The organism is Sphingomonas sp. BK036 (genome assembly GCF_004216825.1).
Classification (GTDB): domain Bacteria; phylum Pseudomonadota; class Alphaproteobacteria; order Sphingomonadales; family Sphingomonadaceae; genus Sphingomonas.
On record NZ_SGXR01000004.1, the window covers coordinates 227,027 to 245,692 of the forward strand.

The window sequence follows — 18,666 nt, forward strand, 5'->3', positions numbered from 1 at the left end:
CGGGGCCGTATGAGACTGCACCGGGGACCCGCGCTATGACCACATTCGACGATCGCGAACGCGCCAGCGAGGCGCATTTCGTGCGCGAGGATGAAATGGCATTCCGGATCACCGCGCGGCGCAATCGCCTGCTCGGTGTATGGGCGGCGCATGAGATGAACCTGACGCCCGAGGAAACCGACGCCTATGCCACCGCGCTCGTCCATGCCGATATGGAAGGCGGCGGCGATGACGACGTCGTTCGCAAGCTGGTCGGCGACATGACGGCCGCCGGGCTCGATCATGACGAGGCGACCGTCCGCCGCGCGCTTGCGCAGCAGATGATCGAGGCGCGTCGCCAGCTGATGGAGGCGCGCTGATATGCCGATGGCTGCCGACGATATTGCCACCATGATCCGCGACGCGATCCCCGATGCGCAGGTCGAGATTACCGATCTTGCCGGCGACGGCGATCATTATGCCGCGAAGGTCGTTGCCGCGAGCTTTGCCGGCATGAGCCGCGTGAAGCAGCATCAGGCCGTTTACGCCGCGCTTGGCGGCCGCATGGGCGGCGTCCTGCACGCGCTCCAGTTGACTACAGCTATTTCCTGAGGACGAAGACATGACCGACGACACAAACGCCCGCATCGACGCCGTGGTGAAGGCCAGCCCGGTAGTATTGTTCATGAAGGGCAGCCCGCTGTTCCCGCAATGCGGCTTTTCCAGCCGCGCTATCGCGATCCTCAACCATCTCGAGGTCGAGTTCGAGAGCGTCGACGTGTTGCAGGACCAGGGCATCCGCCAGGGTATCAAGGCGTACTCTGATTGGCCGACGATCCCGCAGCTCTATGTCGACGGCGAGTTCGTCGGCGGTTCGGACATCATGATGGAGATGTACGAGAGCGGCGAACTCGCGCAGCTGTTCGAGAAGCAGAAGACGGTCTGAAGTTGCGGTGGGGTAGGGCGGAGTATCCCGCGGATTACCGCGGTTGGCATGCCTCACCTCACCTCTGTCATCCTGACGAACGTCAGGATGACAAAGCCACGAACAGCTGCCCCTCGTCATCCTGGATCCTGGCTCGAGTCAGGATGACAAGGGCGATGCGTATGTATCTTGAGGTGGCACCGGGGAGGGTGGATCGACGCGAGACCGGAAGGAAGCGGTCGATCCACCCTGCATGAACGCAGATGCGTTCGGTGACATTCCCAACCTTGCACCCTGCGTGCCAACTTCCGGCGGCCGCCATCTGGCGCGGCATACGATAGTTAATACCCACTTTCCGCGGTGGCGACTTGTAAAGATCGCCGACATTTGACCGAAACGCTTGGGTCTTGCCATCACCGCGCGAAGCCGCCATTTCGATCTCATGGCTGAGCATCCGACCGGTATCCCGATCCAGCTCGAGCCGCTCGTTATCCGCGTGCTCGCGCCCAATCCATCGCCCTTCACGCACACGGGTACGCAGACGCACATCGTCGGCCGTACCGACGTGGCGGTGATCGATCCCGGGCCCGACGATCCCGCGCATATCGCTGCCTTGCTGCGCGTCATCGACGGCCGCCCCGTAACCGCGATCGTCGTCACGCACCACCACCGCGATCACAGCCCTGCGACACGACCGCTACAGGCGCTCACGGGCGCGCCGATCGTCGGCGCCGCGCCGTTCGATCTGGACGATGCCGGCGCGCGCGCGGATGCGTCGTTCGACAGCGCCTATGCGCCCGACCGCGTGATGGTCGAGGGGGATAGGATCGAGGGCAATGGCTGGACGCTGGAGGCGATTGCGACACCGGGCCATACCTCGAACCACCTCGCCTTCGCGCTGCCCGAGACGGGGGCGCTGTTCTCCGGCGATCACGTGATGGGCTGGTCGACGACGATCGTGTCGCCCCCCGACGGCAACATGACCTCGTACATGGCGAGCCTCGAAAAGCTGATGGGCCGCGATGACCGCGTCTATTATCCCGGGCACGGCGAGGCGATCGAGAAGCCACAGCGGCTCGTCCGCGGCATGCTCGGCCATCGCAAGCAGCGCGAGGGGCAGATCCTGCGCCTGCTCCGCGAGGCCGCGCGGTCGATCCCCGCGATGGTCGAGCGTATGTATGCAGGGCTAGACCCGCGGCTCGTGCCCGCGGCCGAGCGATCGGTGCTCGCGCATCTCTACGATTTGCAAACCCGCGGACTGGTGATCGAGGAAGGCGAAGCATGGCAGACGACAACCTGACTCCCGCGCGCGGCGGCGGCATCGGCGGCTTCCTGGCCAAGGCGGTCGGGGTGGTCGTCATCCTCGTCCTCGCCGGCTTGCTCGCGTTGTGGGGCGTGCAGCGCTATGTCAGCGATCGCCTGACCCCCGATCCCACCACGATAGCCAGCGCCAGCCTCCAGGGCTTGCGCGAACAGAACCGCTTGTCCGCCTTCGCCGCGCGCTATGTCGCGGTCGTCACCTCGAAACAGTCGCAGCTCGGATTTACCACCGAGAAGACGCTGATCATGCCCGGCATGGTGCGCTACGAGGTCGACATGGCCAAGCTCACCCAGGCCGACGTCGCCTGGGACGGTGCGAGCAAGACGCTGTCCGTGCGCCTGCCCGCGGTCGAGGCCGATGGCCCGCAGGTCGACCTGAATGCGGTCCGCGAATATGGCTCGGGCGGTGTGCTGACGACGTTCACCGACGCCGAAAAGCGTCTCGACGCCGCCAACCGCCGTGCCGGCCAGATCGAGCTGATCCGCCAGGCGCGCGAACCCGCGATGATCACGCTCGCTCGCGACGCCACGCGCCGGGCGGTCGAGCGTAGTTTCGCGATGCCGTTACGCGCGGCCGGGATCGACGCGACCGTCGCAGTGCGCTTCGCCGACGAGCCGGTCGCGAGCACCGAGCGCTGGGACACCTCGCGCTCGTTGCAGGACGTGCTAGGGAACAGGCCTTAAAAGACGGGCAGCACTCGGGATACGATCATGGAATTGAACCAGAACTTCGCCGGCATCGACATTCGCGCCGAGATCGAGCGGCTCCGCAAGGAGAAGAACGCGGTCATCCTCGCGCATTATTACCAGAAGCCCGAGCTTCAGGATCTGGCGGATTTCGTCGGCGACAGCCTCGATCTGTCGCGCAAGGCCGCCGCCACCGACGCCGACGTGATCGCGTTCTGCGGCGTGCGGTTCATGGCCGAGACCGCCAAGATCCTGTCGCCCGACAAGATCGTCGTGCTGCCCGACATGGACGCCGGCTGCAGCCTCGAGGACAGCTGCCCGCCCGAGCAGTTCGCCGCGTTCCGCGCCAAGCATCCCGATCACATTGCGCTAACCTACATCAACTGCTCGACCGAGGTGAAGGCGCTCTCCGACATCATCGTCACGTCGTCGTCGGCGGACACGATCCTCGCGCAGATCCCGCCCGAGCAGAAGATCATCTTTGGCCCCGACCGCAATCTCGGCGGCTATCTCGCGCGCAAGACGGGTCGCGACATGCTGCTCTGGCCAGGCGTGTGCATCGTCCACGAGGCGTTCAGCGAGACCGAGTTGATGAAGCTCAAGGCGCAGCATCCCGGCGCGCCCGTCGTCGCGCATCCCGAATGCCCGCCGATCATCCTCGATCACGCCGATTATGTCGGCTCGACCCGCGGGATCCTCGATTATGCGCTGGCAATGCCGGGCGACACGCTGATCGTCGCGACCGAGCCGCACATCATCCACCAGATGGAAAAGGCATTGCCGAACAAGCGCTTCATCGGTGCTCCGGGCGCGGACGGCAACTGCAACTGCAACATCTGCCCATACATGGCGCTCAACACGCTCGAGAAGCTGTACGTGGCGCTGCGCGATCTCTCGCCGCGCATCGAGATCGAGGAGGGGCTGCGGCTTCAGGCCAAGAAGAGCCTGGATCGGATGCTGGAAATGGCGTCAAATACGGTCGGCAAGGGCGATTTGGGCCCCAAATAAGGCGGGCAACGGTCGGGGAGGCGAGTCTGCCTCTCCCGACCGTAAACCGGTCGTCAGGCGGTGGGCTCGTCTCCGCCGAGTTCAGCCAGCGCCTGGTCGATATGGATCGCCGCCAGCGGCATCTGCAACGCGTCCGCCAGCGCGAGAGCCTCATGGAGCAAGGCGCTCAAACGTGCTGTGTCGGTCGTCGTGGTATGCATAGCTAGATCCTTGGATAACGTTCGCGAAACCCGCGAACTGCTTATTCGTTCCGGTCCTTGTAAAATATTATACGGGCTGCTCGCCGGCGTAAATCCGCTGTTCCGGAGCAGCGATTTTTGGCACCGGAACTGGCATCGCCGACCGGTGATATTTGGGAGACCCTTGGTGAACGCAACATTGCCCGACTCGTTCGATATTGCCGCGTTCGTCGCCGCGACGCTGGCGGAGGATCTCGGGACGATCGGCGACATCACCTCGGTCGCCGTCATCCCCGCGGACGCGCGGTTTACCGGCGTGATGGACAGCCGCGATCCGATCGTTGTGGCTGGACTGGCGCTTGCCGAAGCCTTTTTCCGCACGCTCGACTCCGATGTCCGGATCGAACGGCTGGTACAGGACGGCGACTCGGTGGCCGCCGACACCGACTTGCTTCGGCTGGAGGGAGCAGGGCGCGCCTTGCTGACGGCGGAGCGTTCGGCGCTCAACACCGTCCAGCATCTGTCGGGCATCGCGACGATGACGCGTCAATACGTCGACGCGATGGCGGGGACAGGGGCGATCCTGCTCGACACGCGCAAGACGATTCCCGGGCTGCGCGTGCTTGAGAAATACGCGACGCGGGTGGGCGGTGCGCAGAACCACCGGATGGGGCTGTGGGACGCGGCGATGATCAAGGACAACCATGTCGCGGTCGCCGGCGGCGTCAGTGAGGCGGTGCGCCGGGCCAAGGCCGCGGGGATCGCGCATATCATCGTCGAGGTCGACCGGATCGACCAGATCGAACCCGCGCTCGCGGCGGGCGCGACGCACCTGTTGCTCGACAACATGCCGCCGCCGACCCTGCGCAGCGCGGTCGCGCTCGTCGCCGGACGCGTGCCGACCGAGGCGTCGGGCGGCGTCAACCTGGAGACGATCCGGGCGATCGCCGAAACCGGCGTCACCTATGTCTCGGTTGGCCGCTTGACGCAGTCCGCACCCGCGGCGGATATAGGGCTGGATTTTACGACCGCTTGATCGCCGTTGCAGTGCGGTGTGGCGTCCGTGACGCACTACCGCGCAAAGGGCCGAGACTATGAACAGACCGCCATCCATACGCTGGTACGAACGGCTGTACCTTACGTCGTTCGTGCTGGGGCTCGTCGCTTCCGCGGTCAGCTGGTCGCAGCGTTCCGCGGTCCTGCATGCCAATCCGATCCTGGCCAAGGCGGAGTGGATCCTGCCGACGACGCAGGCGATGAGCATCGCGATCGCGCTGCTGCTCTGGTACTTCACCGCACGCCGCCCGAGCATCGTCGCCAAATGGGTCGTCGTGGTGTTCGCAGTGATCGGCGCGCTCAGCATCCTTTTGTCGCTGGGGACGCTGGCGATGGCTCGCGCGGTAAACGGCACGACGTTGTCGCTGTCGGTGCTGGCCAACGCGCTCTACATCGCCGCGGCGGTGATGCTCTTCAAATTCGACGCGCAACTATGGTTTGGCGAGACGCCCGAGATGGACGACGAGGGTGACGACTATGTCAGCGACAGGGATGTGCCGCATGTCGGTTAAGATGACACTCGCCGCCGTCGCGGTGTTGGCGGTACCGGTTGCGGCGCACGCGCAGGCCTATCAATGCTCGGCACCGTCTTCGGTCGAGCGAGTCCACCAGGACCTGCCGTCCGAGAGCCAGCCTAAGCGCGTGATCCCGATCGGCAGCTATACGCTCGCGATCACCTGGGCCCCGCAATATTGCCGCGACAATGGTGATCGCCCGGGGTCGGCGTTCCAGTGCGGGGCGGAAAACCGGTTCGGTTTCACGCTGCACGGGCTCTGGCCCGACGGTGTCGGCAAGGACTGGCCGCAATATTGTCGCGAGGCCGAATTCGTCCCGCCGCCGGTGATCCGGGCGCATCTGTGCACGACGCCGTCGGCGCAGTTGCTGCAGCACGAATGGGCTAAGCACGGCACCTGCATGCCCGGCTATCGTCCGGCGCAGTATTTCGCACAGTCTGCTGCGTTGTACGGCAAGCTCCGATTTCCCGACATGGACGCAGCATCGCGCACGTCGCTGACCGCGGCGCGGTTCGCGGCGCTGATGGCCGGCGCCAATCCCGGGCTCAAGCCCGACATGATGCGCGTGACCGCCACGAAGCAGGGCTGGCTCGACGAGATCTGGATCTGCCTCGATCGTCGGTTCCGCTACCGCCGATGCCCGGTTCACCAGGGCGGGCTTGCCCCCGCCGCGCCGCTCAAGATCTGGCGCGGCGCGCGCTAGTCGCCCCCGCCGCCTCGACCGTCACGCACTCAGAGGTCGAGCGTGGCGGTCGAGGGGTGATGTTTGTCGAGATGCCGCTTGATGATGCGCAGGTTGCGCGTGTTCGAGCGGAAGAAAAAATCGGGGATCGCGCCGACGAACGGGATCATCCCCAGCGCCCAGTCGACGCCGACATTGCCGAACATCCGCGCCATCTGGACCTTCGACATGCCGAGGTTGCGCGCTTCCCACGCCATCCAGCCGCCGACCGCCGCGGCGATCGTGCTGCCGGCAAAGGGGATGATGTCGAGTATCACGTCGAGACCGACCTTGCGGTTCGTTCCGGGGATCACGAACAACCCCTCCATGACCCGCTCCATCGCCTCGACCCGGCGGCGGACCGACAAGGCGTCGCGTCCCATCGGTAGCGTGTCGAGGATCGATCCGGGCGCTAGGCGTGTCGGGCGTTGTGTCATGGATATCAGTTGGTGTCGGCGCGCAACCGGTTCAACGGGTGCCAGGCGCGGACATTGGGCTGCCACTGCCGTAACCGCGTGGACACGAGCGACCATCGGAGCGGCCGCGCGAGGGGGATGAAGGCGACGTCTGCGTTCATCGCGGCATCCGCTTCGGCGATCCGTCGGGCGCGGTCGGCAAGGGTCGGTGCCTCGCGCGCGGCGGTTATCGCTGCCTGCGCAGCGTCTCCGCACAGGACGCATGCGGTGGCGAGGTACCAGCGCGCGCTGTCATAGGGCGCGACCGCGTCGACCAGCATCAGCTCGGCTTCGGCATCCTGTGCGACGCGCTCAGGCGTGATCCCGACGGCGATCAGCGAGGCTGCGACCTGCGCATAGAGCAACGTCGCACCGGGGCCGCTCGGGAGCGCGATCCGGAGCGTTACCGGTCCGCCCGACCATGCGGCCACCCGCTGTCGCGCCGCGATCCGGCGCTCGTCCTGCGTCAGTAGCGTCCAGCCCGGAACCTGCGGCAGCGCGGCGGAATCAAGGATATCGGGCAGGATACGATCCGCTGCATCCCAGTTCGGCGCGATCGCGGTCGTCAGCGCGGTGCGGTCGATCGCCTCCGCCACCGCCTCGCGGTTCGCGGCATCGGCGAGGAATCCATCGCGGCGCACGATCGCGAGTCCGAACAGTCCGGCGGCAGGATCGACACGGAGGTTGGCCGGGGACACTTCGGCGGTCGCCAGCAAGGGCCAGTCGACGAAGCTGCCACCGCTGACCAGATCCGAATCATGATGCGCGAATCGTGCGATCGCGCGCGCTGCCCGTTCACCGATCAGCCGGACATCCTCCTCGGGCCTGGTCGCGCGCTGGTCTTCGGGATCGGCCTGGTTGGGATCGAAGGCGGGGCGCAGCAGCGGCGACCGCCCGCGCGAGGCGACTCGAAACGGTCCGCTTCCGCCGGCGGGCGTCACGCGGAGAAGTGCCAGCTCGGGCTGCGCGAACAGCTTGAGCAGGTCGGGGCGCGGGCGGCCCAGCCGGACTTCGATCACCTGCGGGGTCATCACGACGATCTCGTCGATCGCGGTGAGAAACGGTGCAAGCGGATTGCCCGAGCCGGATACGATCTGGCGGTTGAGGATCGCAACGACCTGATCGGCGGTGACGGGCGTACCGTCGCCCCAATCGCCTTCGCGCAGGCGGAAGATATAGCTCATGCCGCCGTCGATCACGATCCAGCGCTCGGCCAGGCCGGGCTCGATCTGGCCTGCGGCGTCGAACCGGACCAGGCCTTGCGCGGTCGAGTCGATGAGCAAGCGGCTCGGCGTGTCGATCGGCTGGCGGCGGGGATCGGCGAGACGGGGCGGGGCGCCGATGGCGCTGACGATGACGGGGCCGGTATCGGGACGCCGTTGATCGCATCCGCTCAATATTGTGCCAAGCCCAAAGCAGAGGCTTACGAAAAGAGCCGCTTTGGTGCGGACGGCGGGACTCGAACCCGCACTCCTAGGGAGGGAGATTTTAAGTCTCCTGCGTCTACCGGTTTCGCCACGTCCGCACACACCCCCAACAAGACGACGCCGTCCGTCGGGTCAACCCATCAAGGGTATAAACTCGACCGAACGGCGCCGGATCCTGGAAATTGGTGCGCGTCACACGTTCAGGCGTGCACGCATTTCCTTGCCAGGCTTGAAATAGGGAACGCGTTTTGCGTCGACCGCGACGACTTCGCCGGTGCGTGGGTTGCGGCCGGTGCGCGCATCGCGTGCCCGTGTGGAGAAGGCGCCGAAGCCACGCAGCTCGACCCGGCCGTCAGCCGCCAGGCGCTTCGAGATTTCGTCGAAAAACGTGCTGACGATCAACTCGACTTCGTTCGGTTGCAGGTCCGGATGCGCCTCGGCGATCTTGAGGACCAGTTCAGATCGAATCATTCGTTTTCCCGCTCGTTTGGCAGTTCCGCTTGTTGACGTAAGTCAACTTGCGAAGCGTTAGCACTAAATCGAGCGTAATGAAAAACCAAAATGGAATAGGCAATAAAAAGCCCGGCATGTTTGGGACATGCCGGGCCAATTTATCGGTAAGGCGTTAACCTTACTTCTTTTCGGCTTCCGTGCGAGCCTTCAAGGCTTCGCCCAAGATGTTGCCCAGAGTCGCGCCGGAATCCGACGAACCATACTGTGCGACAGCCTGCTTCTCTTCCGAGATCTGCATTGCCTTGATCGAGAAGGTCGGCTTCTTCGAACGATCGAAGCCCGTCACCATCGCGTCGAACTTCTGGCCAACCTGGAAACGCTCCGGACGCTGCTCGTCGCGATCGCGACCCAGATCCGTGCGCTTGATGAAGCCGGTCGCGCCATCGTCGCCCTGCTGTACTTCGAGGCCCGCGTCGCGGACTTCGAGAACGGTGACCGTGACGATCGCGTTCTTGTTCAGCTTGTCGCCCGCTGCTGCGATGCCGCCAGCCGAAGGCCCGCCACGCTCGAGCTGCTTCATGCCGAGCGAGATACGCTCCTTCTCGGCGTCGATGTCGAGCACGACGGCCTCGACGGTCTCACCCTTGCGATGCAGGTTGAGCGCGTCCTCGCCCGAAACGCCCCAGGCGATGTCGGACATGTGGACCATGCCGTCGACGTCGTTGTCGAGGCCGATGAACAGACCGAACTCAGTCGCGTTCTTGACTTCGCCCTCAACGGTCGAGCCGATCGGATGCGCGGCGGCGAAGGCCTCCCACGGATTGGCCTGAGCCTGCTTGAGGCCGAGCGAGATGCGACGCTTCTCGGAATCGACTTCGAGGACCATGACGTCGACTTCCTGCGACGTGCTGACGATCTTGCCCGGATGGACGTTCTTCTTGGTCCAGGACATTTCCGACACGTGGACGAGGCCTTCGATGCCCGCTTCCAGCTCGACGAACGCACCATATTCGGTGATGTTCGTGACGCGGCCGGTGAGCTTTGCGCCAACCGGATACTTGACCATCGCGCCATCCCAGGGATCGCTCTCCAGCTGCTTCATGCCGAGGCTGATGCGCTGGGTGTCCTTGTTGATGCGGATGATCTGCACCTTGACGGTGTCGCCGATGTTCAGGACTTCGCTCGGGTGACCGACGCGCTTGTAGCTGAGATCGGTGACGTGCAGCAGGCCGTCGATGCCGCCGAGGTCAACGAACGCACCGTAATCGGTGATGTTCTTGACGACGCCGTCGATGATCTGGCCCTCGGCGAGGCTCAGGATCAGGCCCGAACGCTGCTCTGCGCGCGTCTCTTCGAGAACGGCGCGACGCGACACGACGATGTTGCCGCGCTTGCGGTCCATCTTCAGGATCTGGAAGGGCTGGGGGATGTCCATCAGCGGGGTGACATCGCGCACGGGGCGGATGTCGACCTGCGAGCCTGGCAGGAACGCGACGGCGCCGTTCAGGTCGACGGTGAAGCCACCCTTCACGCGGCCGAAGATCACGCCCTCGACGCGGGTCGTCTTCGAGAATTCGGTTTCCAGCTTGTCCCATGCGGCTTCGCGGCGGGCGCGATCGCGGCTGAGCATTGCTTCGCCGTGCACGTTCTCGACGCGGTCGACATAGACTTCGACTTCGTCACCGATCTTGAGATCGGCCTTCTGGCCCGGCGCTGCGAATTCGCGAAGCGGCACGCGGCCTTCCGACTTCAGACCGACGTCGATGACGGCCATGTCGTTCTCGATGCCGGTCACGGTGCCATGCACCACGCGGCCCTCGAAGCTGTCGGCGTCGCCGAGCGTTTCGTTCAGCATCGCCGCGAAATCGTCGCGGGTCGGCATTACCTGGGTTGCCATAGAATTCAGTAATCCTAGTCTGTTTCCGGCCAAGCGGTTGGGTCCGCTGGTCTTGGCCTTCGTTGCCGCGACGACCGAACGTCGAACGCGGCATCCGGACGGCACGAGGCGCAGAGGACGTAGACGCTGAATGCGAAAACGGCGCGTGAGACTCACAGGTCTCCGCGCCTTCCTCCACGAGCATCGCTCGCCGGACGCTTCCGTGTAGCGGAAACCACGTCTCGGAGCAAGTTCGCCGCTGCGGCGTTAGGGGCTGCTCACAACAGGAGCGAAGATTTGAGCGAACGCGGCATTCTCGTGCTGGGCTGGATCGCCACGGCGACGGCTATCGTGATGTATCTGTCGTATATCGACCAGATCATGCTGAACCTTGGCGGGCAGAAGGGTTCGATCATTCAGCCGTTCGCGACGATGGTCAATTGCGGGCTCTGGGTGGCGTATGGCGTGCTGAAGAAGAAGCGCGACTGGCCGATCGCGGTGGCGAATTTTCCGGGCGTTGTGCTGGGGGCGATTACGCTGGCGACTGCGCTTTAAGGGGGCGCTGGCTCTCCACCAACTTGTTCTCCCGCAGAGGCGGGAGCCCAGTCTGGGTTCCCGCCTTTGCGGGGAAACAGTGTTGGTTTACGGTTTCCCTAACCCAACAGAGGTACCACCCCGGCGAAGGCCGGGGCCCAATTGGGGAACGGTACTGGTTCAGGACAGAGCGTCTTTACCGCGACCTTACCAATTGGGCCCCGGCCTCCGCCGGGGTGGAGTTAGTCGCCTGGTGGGGAGAGGCTTAAACCGCCGCCTTCTTCGCCCGCTGCGCCTCGACCAGCGCCACCGCCCGCTGCACCGACGCCTCGATCGACAGGAAACTCGTATCGAGCAGCGCCGCATCCGCCGCCATCACCAGCGGCGCAGTCGAGCGGCCGCTGTCGCGGGCGTCGCGGGCGCGGATGTCCGCCAGTACGCGATCCTTGCTCGCCGTCCCGCCGCGCGCCTGCAACTCGGCATGCCGCCGCTGCGCGCGGATGTTCGGGGTCGCCTTCACGAACAGCTTGGCGTCCGCATCCGGCGCGATCACCGTGCCGATGTCCCGACCGTCGAGAATCGCGCCGCCCTCCTGCGCCGCGAACCGCTTCTGCCGCTGCATCAGCGCCGCGCGGACCAGCGGGTGCGCCGACACGATCGAGGCCAGCGCCCCGATATCGTCGTCGCGCAACGCCGGATCGGTCATCATCGCATCGTCGAAATCGCAGGCCGCGACCGAGTCGGCTTCGTTCTCGGGATCGAGCCCCATCCGCGCCACGTTCAACGCGACTGCGCGGTACAGCAGCCCGGTGTCGAGATAGGGAAGCTTGTAATGCTTGGCCAAGGCGCGCGCGATCGTGCCCTTGCCCGATGCCGCCGGGCCGTCGACTGCGATGATCATCTTAATTCCCCTGGCCGGTAAGCGCGTCGAGCGACCGGAAGAACACGGGGTAGCTCGTCGCCACCGGCGATACATCATCGATCGTGACGGGCTCGTCGCTCCCAAGTCCAGCCACCACCATGCTCATTGCGATGCGATGATCGAGTTTCGAGGCCACCCGAGCGCCACCGCGAATCGCCGCGCCGCCCGAACCTGTGATCGCCATGCCGTCCTCAAATTCCTCGCAGGCCACGCCGCACGCCTCCAGCGCGATCCGCATCGTCGTGATCCGGTCCGATTCCTTGACGCGCAGCTCGTGCGCACCGCGGGCGACCGTCGTGCCGGTCGCGAACGCCGCAGCGACGAACAGCACCGGATATTCGTCGATCATGCTCGGCGCCAGATCGGCCGGCACCTCGATCGCGGTCAGGGGTGCGTGCCGGACCCGCAGGTCGGCAACCGGCTCGCCACCGACGGTGCGCGGGTCGAGCTCGGTGATATCCGCGCCCATCATGCGCAGCGCGGTGACGATGCCGATCCGAGTCGGGTTCAGCCCGACATTGCGCACGATGATATCGGACCCCGGCACGATCGACGCCGCGACCAGCCAGAAGGCCGAGGACGACGGATCGCCCGGCACGACGATATCCTGCGGCGCAAGCTCCGCTTCGCCGGTGATCGAGATCACGCGGCCCGCCTCGGTTTCCTCGACGGTCAGCTTCGCGCCGAACCCGGTCAGCATCCGCTCGCTGTGATCGCGCGTCGCGACCGGCTCGATGACCGTGGTGATGCCGGGCGTGTTGAGTCCCGCCAGCAAGATGGCCGACTTCACCTGCGCCGAGGCGACCGGCAGCGTGTAGCTGATCGGCACTGCGGGGCAGATCCCGCGGACCATCAGCGGCAGCTTGCCGCCGGGGGACGCGGTGATGTCCGCGCCCATCTGCGACAGCGGCTCGATCACGCGGCCCATCGGCCGGCCTGACAGCGAGGCGTCGCCGGTAAAGGTGCAGGTGATCGGATGGCTGGAGACGAGCCCCATCAGCAGCCGCGTCGAGGTGCCCGAATTCCCCATCTCCAGCGCGGTCTCGGGCTGGAGCAGTCCGCCGACGCCGACGCCGTCGACGACCCAGATGCCGTCGTCCTGCCGCTCGATCGTCGCGCCCATCGCGCGCATCGCCGCCGCGGTGGCGAGCACGTCCTCACCCTCCAGCAGCCCGGTGATCCGGCTGGTGCCGACCGCGAGGCTGGCGAACATCAGCGCGCGGTGGCTGATCGACTTGTCGCCGGGAACCGCGATCGAACCGGTCAGGGGACCGCGCGCGACCACGTCGAGCGGCTGGGGGAGGGGGTGTGTCATGGGCCCGGGCTTTTGACAGTGGCCTTGCGCTATGGCAAGGCGCGCCCACTTTGCGAGGGTATCCCCCCGCAATCCATTCATCCGAAAGGTTCTATCGGCATGATCAAGCCGGAATGGGGCACGAAGCGTTCGTGCCCGAAATGCGCGACGCGTTTCTACGACCTCGAAAAAGCCGACCCCGTGACCTGCATCGAATGCGGCTATGCGTGGGAGCCCGAGCCTATCCTGAAGTCGAAGCAGCCGCTGCCGTTCGAGGTCGCCAAGCCCGACACCAAGAAGCCCGACGCGGATCTCGAGGGTGACGAGGAAGAGGATATTGCCTCGATCACCGGCGAGGACGAAGAGCCGTCCGCGGACGACGAAGTCGATCTGGGCGGCGACGACGACCTCGGCGTCGAGACGCCGCAGGACGAACACGAGCGGTAATTCGAATAAATTTGGCAAGCGGTGTTTAACGCCGCTTGCCAACCCGGGCGGCTCCGGTTAGTGAGCCGCCTCCCAACGGGAATGGGGCCGTAGCTCAGCTGGGAGAGCGTTCGCATGGCATGCGAAAGGTCAGGGGTTCGATCCCCCTCGGCTCCACCATTTCCGTTGATGATCGGTCCAAAGGATCGGTGTCCCAGATAGCATCGGTTAGGCCATTGGCCAGCGCGGGCACTGTCCGGGATGCAGACTTTCCACATCCCGAACCAGCATCATCTCTAGAACGCGGCCGATAGCCCGGCGAACGCCGTCACGCTGTCGCGATCGTCGCGTAGCGCGTACCCTGCGACACCCGCGCGAAGCGACAATTGTCCGGCGACGGTGCCGTCGACGCCCATCGCATAGCTCATATAGTTGCGATCGGCGCGCTCCACCGTGCTCGTGAAGCTGATTGGCGCGCCGGTCGGCGTCATCGTCAGCGTCCGCGGGTCGTCGTCGAACTCGCGCTCATAGCCGGCGCGCGCGAAGAAGCGCACCGGGGAGCCCGGTACCGTGCGAATCACCGCGCCGAAACGGCCGGTAAGGCTCTTGATCTCCTGCTTCCCGAACGTTGCCGCGGTCGAGAGGCCGCCGGTCTCTGCATAGCCCGCAATACGGACGCGGTCATATTGTGCGGCGAGGTCGGGGCCGAACGCTACGCCACCACGCGTGATCAGGTCGAACGCGGCGGTGACCCGTCCGGCGACATAGGTGCCGTCGGTTTCGCCCTCATGCGTGCGCAGGGCAGGTCCGAGCTGAACGCTGCGGCGGATATGGCGATAGTCGATCTCGCCATAGGTCCCGTCCGCGAGCAGGCGTACCGGGCCGAGCTCGCCGCGTGCGTAGCCGCTGATCGACCAGGCGCGCGGCTTGTAGGTGCCGGCGCCGGTCTTGAAATCGCCCGTGCCGTCCGAATAGCCGCCGGCTACGCCGACTCCGGACGCATCGCCGATCGCGAGGTCGGCGCCTGCGGTGCCGCTGAAGCCGCGCTCAGTGACGCCGACTCGCTGCGCCGAATTGCCGCTCGCATAATAATGATAGCCGGCACTGCCGAACACCGACAGCGCCTGGCCGTCGCGTTGCGCGCCGCCACGCTCTGCCGCTTCGATCAGGTCGCGCTGGCCGCGGAACATCGCCTGCGCGGCATAGCCGAGCCCGGCGATCTGGTCGGGGGCCTGGACGAGGCTGGCGATCGCCTGGCCCTGAATCCGCTGCGTCTTGCCCGACGGGTGGACGCTGTCGGCGAGAATATACGTCTCGTTGGCGTCGGGCGAGACGAGCGTCGCGCGGGTGCAGGCCAGCGAGGAGGGCACCGTGCACGCGACGCCGGTGATATTCGTGTAGCCATAGGTCGCGGGGCTCGCGACGAGCTCGCCGAACAGCCGGTCGGTATCGAAATACAGCGCGTTGACGTTCGCCGCCGCCAGCGCCGCGCCATAGGTCCGGTTGAACAGCTGCAGCCCGGCCGCACCGCCCGACTGGACCGCGAGCGTCACGATCCGGCTCGCACCCGCGGCCTGGAGCCGGCTGACCTGCGCCGCGAGCTGAGTCGCTGCGGTCGTCAGGATCGCGGTATTGGTGCTGCCCCCCGCCTGGAACGCGAAATAGTCGTTCCCGCCGCCCTGGATATAGACGAGATCGTGTGCGCCGAAGGTGCCGCCTGCGGCGAGGAAATTGGTGATCTGCGTCGTGACCGGGATCGACAGCGCGTTGGCGGCGGTGACGCGCGCGCCGCCGACCGCATAGTTGGTCCCGCCCTTGCCATAGACCGGATCCAGCGGGAGTCCGAGTCGCGCGGCGAGCACTTCGGGCGCGACCGGATCGGGGTTGGTCGTGAAGCTGCCCGCGTCGCGCGCCAGGCGCGGGTCGAGCGTCAGGTAATAGCCGCCGTCGGCGAGGCTGTCGCCGAACACCACCATGCGGTTATAGGGTTCGCTGCCCGACGCGCTGGTTGCGTTGGTCGTTGTACTGGCGGTCTGTGCGTGGCCCGGACTCGCGATGCTCAGCGCGGTCCCCAACAGCAACGCCGTATAGGTCGTCTTCATGATACCCTCTCCCTGGCGGCGAAGGATCACTGTCCTTCGCTCGCCGGGGAGTGTCGTAGGGCTTTACGATTGCGTCAATAGACTGAGTTTGGGGGTCAAACCGTTCAGACGAACAGTCCGACCAGCAGATACGTCCCCGCGCCGATCAGCCCGGCCGCGGGCAGCGTCAGCGTCCAGGCGACGACGATGTTGCTGGCGATGTTCCAGCGGACGGCGGACAGGCGCCGCGCGGCGCCGACGCCGACGATCGAGCCGGTGATGGTATGGGTCGACGATACCGGGATGCCCCAGAAGGTCGCGGCGAACAGCGTGATCGCACCGCCGGTCTCTGCACAGAAGCCCTGTGCCGGGGTGAGCCGCGTGATCTTCGAGCCCATCGTGTGGACGATCCGCCAGCCACCTGACAGCGTGCCGAGCGCCATCGCGGCCTGGCACGACAGCACCACCCAGAGCGGCACGTGGAAGGTGCCACCGAGCAGCCCCTGCGAATAGAGCAGCACCGCGATGATCCCCATCGTCTTTTGCGCGTCGTTGCCGCCGTGGCCGAGCGAGTAGAGCGCGGCCGAGATCAGCTGGAGCTTGCGGAAACGCTTGTCGACGCCGAGCGGGGTGAGCCTCAGGCTGGTCCAGGCGACGAGCAGCACCAGCACGAGGGCGAGCATCAGGCCGATCGCGGGCGAGGCGAAGATCGCGACGACGGTCTTGATGACGCCGCTCCACACGATCGCGCCGAAGCCGATCTTGGCGATGCCGGCCCCCAGCAGGCCACCAATCAGTGCGTGGCTGCTGCTCGACGGGATGCCCAGTACCCAGGTGATGACGTTCCACGCGATCGCGCCCATCAGCGCGGCGAAGATCACCTGCGCATCGATGACATGCGCCTGGACGATCCCGGTGCCGACGGTCTGCGCGACGTGCAGGCCGAAGACCGCGAACGCGATGAAGTTGAAAAAGGCGGCCCAAAGGACGGCGTATTGCGGCTTGAGGACGCGCGTGGAGACGACGGTGGCGATCGAGTTCGCCGCATCGTGCAGGCCGTTCAGGAAGTCGAACAGCAGCGCTATGCCGATGAGGCCGATGAGGAGGGGAAGGGAGAGGATCATGCGGCTGCTGCCCTATCCGTTACCATGCCACCCCCCCGGCGAAGGTTGGGGTCCAATTGGCAAGGTCGCAGTAACGCAACGCCGCCATACGTTATGGCCGTCCCCCAATTGGGCCCCGGCCTTCGCCGGGGGGGAGCTCCATGGGAGGTCGCGGACTCAAGCGACGGTTCAAGCATGGTCGATGACCAGCCCCTGGATCTCGTTCGCGACGTCTTCGAAGCGGTCGACGATCTTTTCCAGGCTGCTGTAGATTTCGCGGTTGATGATGAACGTCATCGGGTCCGCGCTGATCTTCGAGGCCTGGAACAGCGCGCGCAGGCCGGTGTCGTGGATGTCGTCGGCATGCCCCTCGATCTGGATCAGCCGCGCGGTCAGGTCGTGCAACCGGCCGGCATTGGTGCCCAGCGAGCGGAGCAGCGGGATCGCCTCGGCGGTGATCCGTGCGGCCTCGACGATGATGCCCGCCATGTCGCGCATCTGGGCCGAGAACTCGGTCACCTCGTACAGCGCGATCGCGTTGGCGGTGCCGTTCATCTGGTCGATCGCGTCGTCCATCACGCCGATCAGGTCGGTGATCGCGCTGCGGTCGAACGGCGTCACGAACACGCGGCGGACGTCCTGCAACACCTCGCGCGTGATATCGTCGGCCTCGTGCTCGCGCTTGACGATCTCGGCGATCTGCCCCTCGATCGAGCCTTCGCCGTGCAGCAGCCGTGCGAGCGCATCGGCACCGGCGACCAGCGTCGCGGCATGCGCGTCGAACAGTTCGAAGAACCGTCCCTGCTTCGGCATCAGCGACTGGAACCAGCCCAGCATCGGAATTCTCCTTTTCGCACTCGTGCGTACGACGGGTAAGATACGTTGCGCGAGCGTCGCCGGGATCGGCGGCTCGCGGAAGGCAGCGATAAGCGCCTTCAGGCCGGGCTCATTGACAGCCTCCGCCGCACGATCAAGCGTAAACCAGCGCGTGTCGCGTTGATGCCGCTCGGGCCAGTCGTCGAGTTGCTCGACAAAGGCGAGCGGAAACACCGTCACGATCATGTCGCGGTACCGGCCGGTGCGACGCCGTTTGCGGTAGCCGAACTCGCCGACCGCGGTGGGGCAGGGGATGCCGCGAATCCCCGCTTCCTCATACGCTTCCTGCGCGGCAGCCTCGTGGCTGGCGAGCCCGACGATGGGATTGCCCTTGGGGATCACCCAGCGACCGGTATCGCGTGAGGTGATCAGCATCACGCGGGCATGGCCGTCGCTGTCGATGATGTAGGGAAGTGCCGCAATCTGCTGGATAAATCTGATCCTTTGCCCCGCAGAGTCGCGGCGATTCGCGCGAGCTTATACGGCAGGGCGGGTCCGGAACAGGGGGCGGCGGACGGCTTTGGTGCGGCGTCCGGCGCGGCGATTCCGTCCCATTCCCGGACGGCGCGGGCTTAACCATTTTTGGCGCTGGTCGATTTAGTAAACGCGGCGTTAACGTTTGCATCATGACCAGACGCCTAGTCCTCACCAACGAAGCCGCCCGCCATCCGCTGCGCCGCGCATTGCCGCCGCCTGTAGCCGCGAAGTCCAGCGACGACGATCATGACATCAAGCTGTTTCTGCTAAGCTTCGCCGCGTTCTTTACCTGCTTCTACAGCTTCTTTCTGTGAGCGCAGACGGTCTGTCGGCCGCCTCACGTCGCAATCCG

23 protein-coding genes and 2 tRNA genes are annotated in these 18,666 nt (G+C 65.6%); 13 read left to right on the forward strand and 12 right to left on the reverse strand.

The window, feature by feature from the left end:
• Positions 1–35 precede the first annotated feature (35 nt).
• Genes EV283_RS08080 through grxD form a run of 3 tightly spaced genes read left to right on the forward strand, consistent with a single transcriptional unit; the run spans position 36 to position 925 of the window.
• Entirely contained in the window at positions 36–359 is a 324-nt protein-coding gene (locus EV283_RS08080) for a DUF1476 domain-containing protein (RefSeq protein WP_130324310.1), read from the forward strand.
• 1 nt (position 360) lies between these two features.
• Positions 361–591, forward strand: a complete 231-nt coding sequence (locus EV283_RS08085) for a BolA family transcriptional regulator (protein WP_130324312.1) — start codon at positions 361–363, stop codon at positions 589–591.
• A gap of 10 nt (positions 592–601) precedes the next feature.
• Complete coding sequence (grxD, locus tag EV283_RS08090; RefSeq protein ID WP_107957228.1) at positions 602–925, forward strand: Grx4 family monothiol glutaredoxin; 324 nt, start codon at positions 602–604, stop codon at positions 923–925.
• 82 nt (positions 926–1,007) lie between these two features.
• Here the strand turns inward: grxD and EV283_RS08095 are convergent, their stop codons facing one another.
• Positions 1,008–1,358 (reverse strand): hypothetical protein, encoded by a 351-nt coding sequence (locus EV283_RS08095; RefSeq protein WP_130324314.1) that lies wholly within the window; start codon positions 1,356–1,358, stop codon positions 1,008–1,010.
• On the opposite strand from EV283_RS08095, the gene EV283_RS08100 reads away from it, so the two are divergent.
• From EV283_RS08100 to nadA, 3 genes are read left to right on the forward strand one after another with little or no spacing between them, the layout of a single operon-like run.
• A complete protein-coding gene (locus EV283_RS08100; RefSeq protein ID WP_130324316.1) occupies positions 1,347–2,204 on the forward strand; it encodes an MBL fold metallo-hydrolase in 858 nt (285 codons plus the stop codon). The genes EV283_RS08095 and EV283_RS08100 overlap by 12 nt on opposite strands.
• Positions 2,186–2,908 (forward strand): DUF4230 domain-containing protein, encoded by a 723-nt coding sequence (locus tag EV283_RS08105; RefSeq protein ID WP_130324318.1) that lies wholly within the window; start codon positions 2,186–2,188, stop codon positions 2,906–2,908. The genes EV283_RS08100 and EV283_RS08105 overlap by 19 nt, the downstream gene beginning before the upstream one ends.
• 27 nt (positions 2,909–2,935) lie before the next feature.
• Complete coding sequence (gene nadA, locus EV283_RS08110; RefSeq protein ID WP_056420006.1) at positions 2,936–3,919, forward strand: quinolinate synthase NadA; 984 nt, start codon at positions 2,936–2,938, stop codon at positions 3,917–3,919.
• Between the two features lie 53 nt (positions 3,920–3,972).
• On the opposite strand, the gene EV283_RS19095 is transcribed toward nadA, so the two are convergent.
• The gene (locus EV283_RS19095) at positions 3,973–4,119 is read right to left on the reverse strand and encodes a hypothetical protein (RefSeq protein WP_156359758.1); all 147 of its coding nucleotides are present in this window, start codon (positions 4,117–4,119) and stop codon (positions 3,973–3,975) included.
• Between the two features lie 166 nt (positions 4,120–4,285).
• Between EV283_RS19095 and nadC the strand changes: the two genes are divergently transcribed.
• Genes nadC through EV283_RS08125 form a run of 3 tightly spaced genes read left to right on the forward strand, consistent with a single transcriptional unit; the run spans position 4,286 to position 6,372 of the window.
• On the forward strand, positions 4,286–5,134 hold the full coding sequence (gene nadC / locus EV283_RS08115; RefSeq protein WP_130324320.1) for a carboxylating nicotinate-nucleotide diphosphorylase: 849 nt from the start codon (positions 4,286–4,288) through the stop codon (positions 5,132–5,134).
• Positions 5,135–5,192: 58 nt separating this feature from the next.
• Positions 5,193–5,666 carry a hypothetical protein gene (locus tag EV283_RS08120; RefSeq protein ID WP_130324322.1) on the forward strand — a complete coding sequence of 158 codons (474 nt, stop codon included), beginning with the start codon at positions 5,193–5,195 and terminating at the stop codon, positions 5,664–5,666.
• Positions 5,656–6,372: a ribonuclease T gene (locus EV283_RS08125; RefSeq protein WP_130324324.1), complete on the forward strand. Its 717-nt coding sequence runs from the start codon at positions 5,656–5,658 to the stop codon at positions 6,370–6,372. The genes EV283_RS08120 and EV283_RS08125 overlap by 11 nt, the downstream gene beginning before the upstream one ends.
• 29 nt (positions 6,373–6,401) lie before the next feature.
• Here the strand turns inward: EV283_RS08125 and EV283_RS08130 are convergent, their stop codons facing one another.
• The 5 genes from EV283_RS08130 to rpsA all read right to left on the reverse strand — a co-directional run bounded on the left by EV283_RS08130 (position 6,402) and on the right by rpsA (position 10,622).
• Positions 6,402–6,827, reverse strand: coding sequence for a DUF4112 domain-containing protein (locus EV283_RS08130; RefSeq protein ID WP_130324326.1), 426 nt, complete (start codon positions 6,825–6,827; stop codon positions 6,402–6,404).
• A gap of 5 nt (positions 6,828–6,832) precedes the next feature.
• Positions 6,833–8,242, reverse strand: a complete 1,410-nt coding sequence (locus EV283_RS08135; RefSeq protein WP_242615861.1) for an ABC transporter substrate-binding protein — start codon at positions 8,240–8,242, stop codon at positions 6,833–6,835.
• Positions 8,243–8,286: 44 nt separating this feature from the next.
• Positions 8,287–8,370: transfer RNA gene (locus tag EV283_RS08140), tRNA-Leu, on the reverse strand.
• A 94-nt stretch (positions 8,371–8,464) separates the two neighbouring features.
• Complete coding sequence (ihfB, locus tag EV283_RS08145) at positions 8,465–8,743, reverse strand: integration host factor subunit beta (RefSeq protein WP_055879632.1); 279 nt, start codon at positions 8,741–8,743, stop codon at positions 8,465–8,467.
• A 160-nt stretch (positions 8,744–8,903) separates the two neighbouring features.
• A complete protein-coding gene (rpsA, locus tag EV283_RS08150; RefSeq protein ID WP_130324328.1) occupies positions 8,904–10,622 on the reverse strand; it encodes a 30S ribosomal protein S1 in 1,719 nt (572 codons plus the stop codon).
• Between the two features lie 276 nt (positions 10,623–10,898).
• Between rpsA and EV283_RS08155 the strand changes: the two genes are divergently transcribed.
• Positions 10,899–11,156, forward strand: a complete 258-nt coding sequence (locus EV283_RS08155) for a SemiSWEET family transporter (protein ID WP_130324330.1) — start codon at positions 10,899–10,901, stop codon at positions 11,154–11,156.
• 244 nt (positions 11,157–11,400) lie between these two features.
• Here EV283_RS08155 and cmk read toward each other — a convergent pair whose 3' ends face one another.
• On the reverse strand, positions 11,401–12,036 hold the full coding sequence (gene cmk / locus EV283_RS08160) for a (d)CMP kinase (RefSeq protein WP_130324332.1): 636 nt from the start codon (positions 12,034–12,036) through the stop codon (positions 11,401–11,403).
• A gap of 1 nt (position 12,037) precedes the next feature.
• Positions 12,038–13,372 carry a 3-phosphoshikimate 1-carboxyvinyltransferase gene (gene aroA, locus EV283_RS08165; RefSeq protein ID WP_130324334.1) on the reverse strand — a complete coding sequence of 445 codons (1,335 nt, stop codon included), beginning with the start codon at positions 13,370–13,372 and terminating at the stop codon, positions 12,038–12,040.
• A gap of 99 nt (positions 13,373–13,471) precedes the next feature.
• Between aroA and EV283_RS08170 the strand changes: the two genes are divergently transcribed.
• Positions 13,472–13,798: a TIGR02300 family protein gene (locus tag EV283_RS08170; protein WP_031395784.1), complete on the forward strand. Its 327-nt coding sequence runs from the start codon at positions 13,472–13,474 to the stop codon at positions 13,796–13,798.
• A gap of 83 nt (positions 13,799–13,881) precedes the next feature.
• Positions 13,882–13,957, forward strand: a tRNA-Ala gene (locus EV283_RS08175).
• A gap of 116 nt (positions 13,958–14,073) precedes the next feature.
• Here the strand turns inward: EV283_RS08175 and EV283_RS08180 are convergent.
• The 3 genes from EV283_RS08180 to EV283_RS08190 form a co-directional block, all read right to left on the reverse strand.
• A complete protein-coding gene (locus EV283_RS08180; protein ID WP_130324336.1) occupies positions 14,074–15,879 on the reverse strand; it encodes an autotransporter domain-containing protein in 1,806 nt (601 codons plus the stop codon).
• 104 nt (positions 15,880–15,983) lie between these two features.
• The gene (locus tag EV283_RS08185; protein WP_056419981.1) at positions 15,984–16,982 is read right to left on the reverse strand and encodes an inorganic phosphate transporter; all 999 of its coding nucleotides are present in this window, start codon (positions 16,980–16,982) and stop codon (positions 15,984–15,986) included.
• 168 nt (positions 16,983–17,150) lie between these two features.
• A complete protein-coding gene (locus tag EV283_RS08190; protein WP_130324338.1) occupies positions 17,151–18,269 on the reverse strand; it encodes a DUF47 family protein in 1,119 nt (372 codons plus the stop codon).
• 194 nt (positions 18,270–18,463) lie between these two features.
• Here EV283_RS08190 and EV283_RS19100 point away from each other — a divergent pair, with 194 nt between their 5' ends.
• On the forward strand, positions 18,464–18,628 hold the full coding sequence (locus EV283_RS19100) for a hypothetical protein (protein WP_165391721.1): 165 nt from the start codon (positions 18,464–18,466) through the stop codon (positions 18,626–18,628).
• Positions 18,629–18,666: the final 38 nt, after the last annotated feature.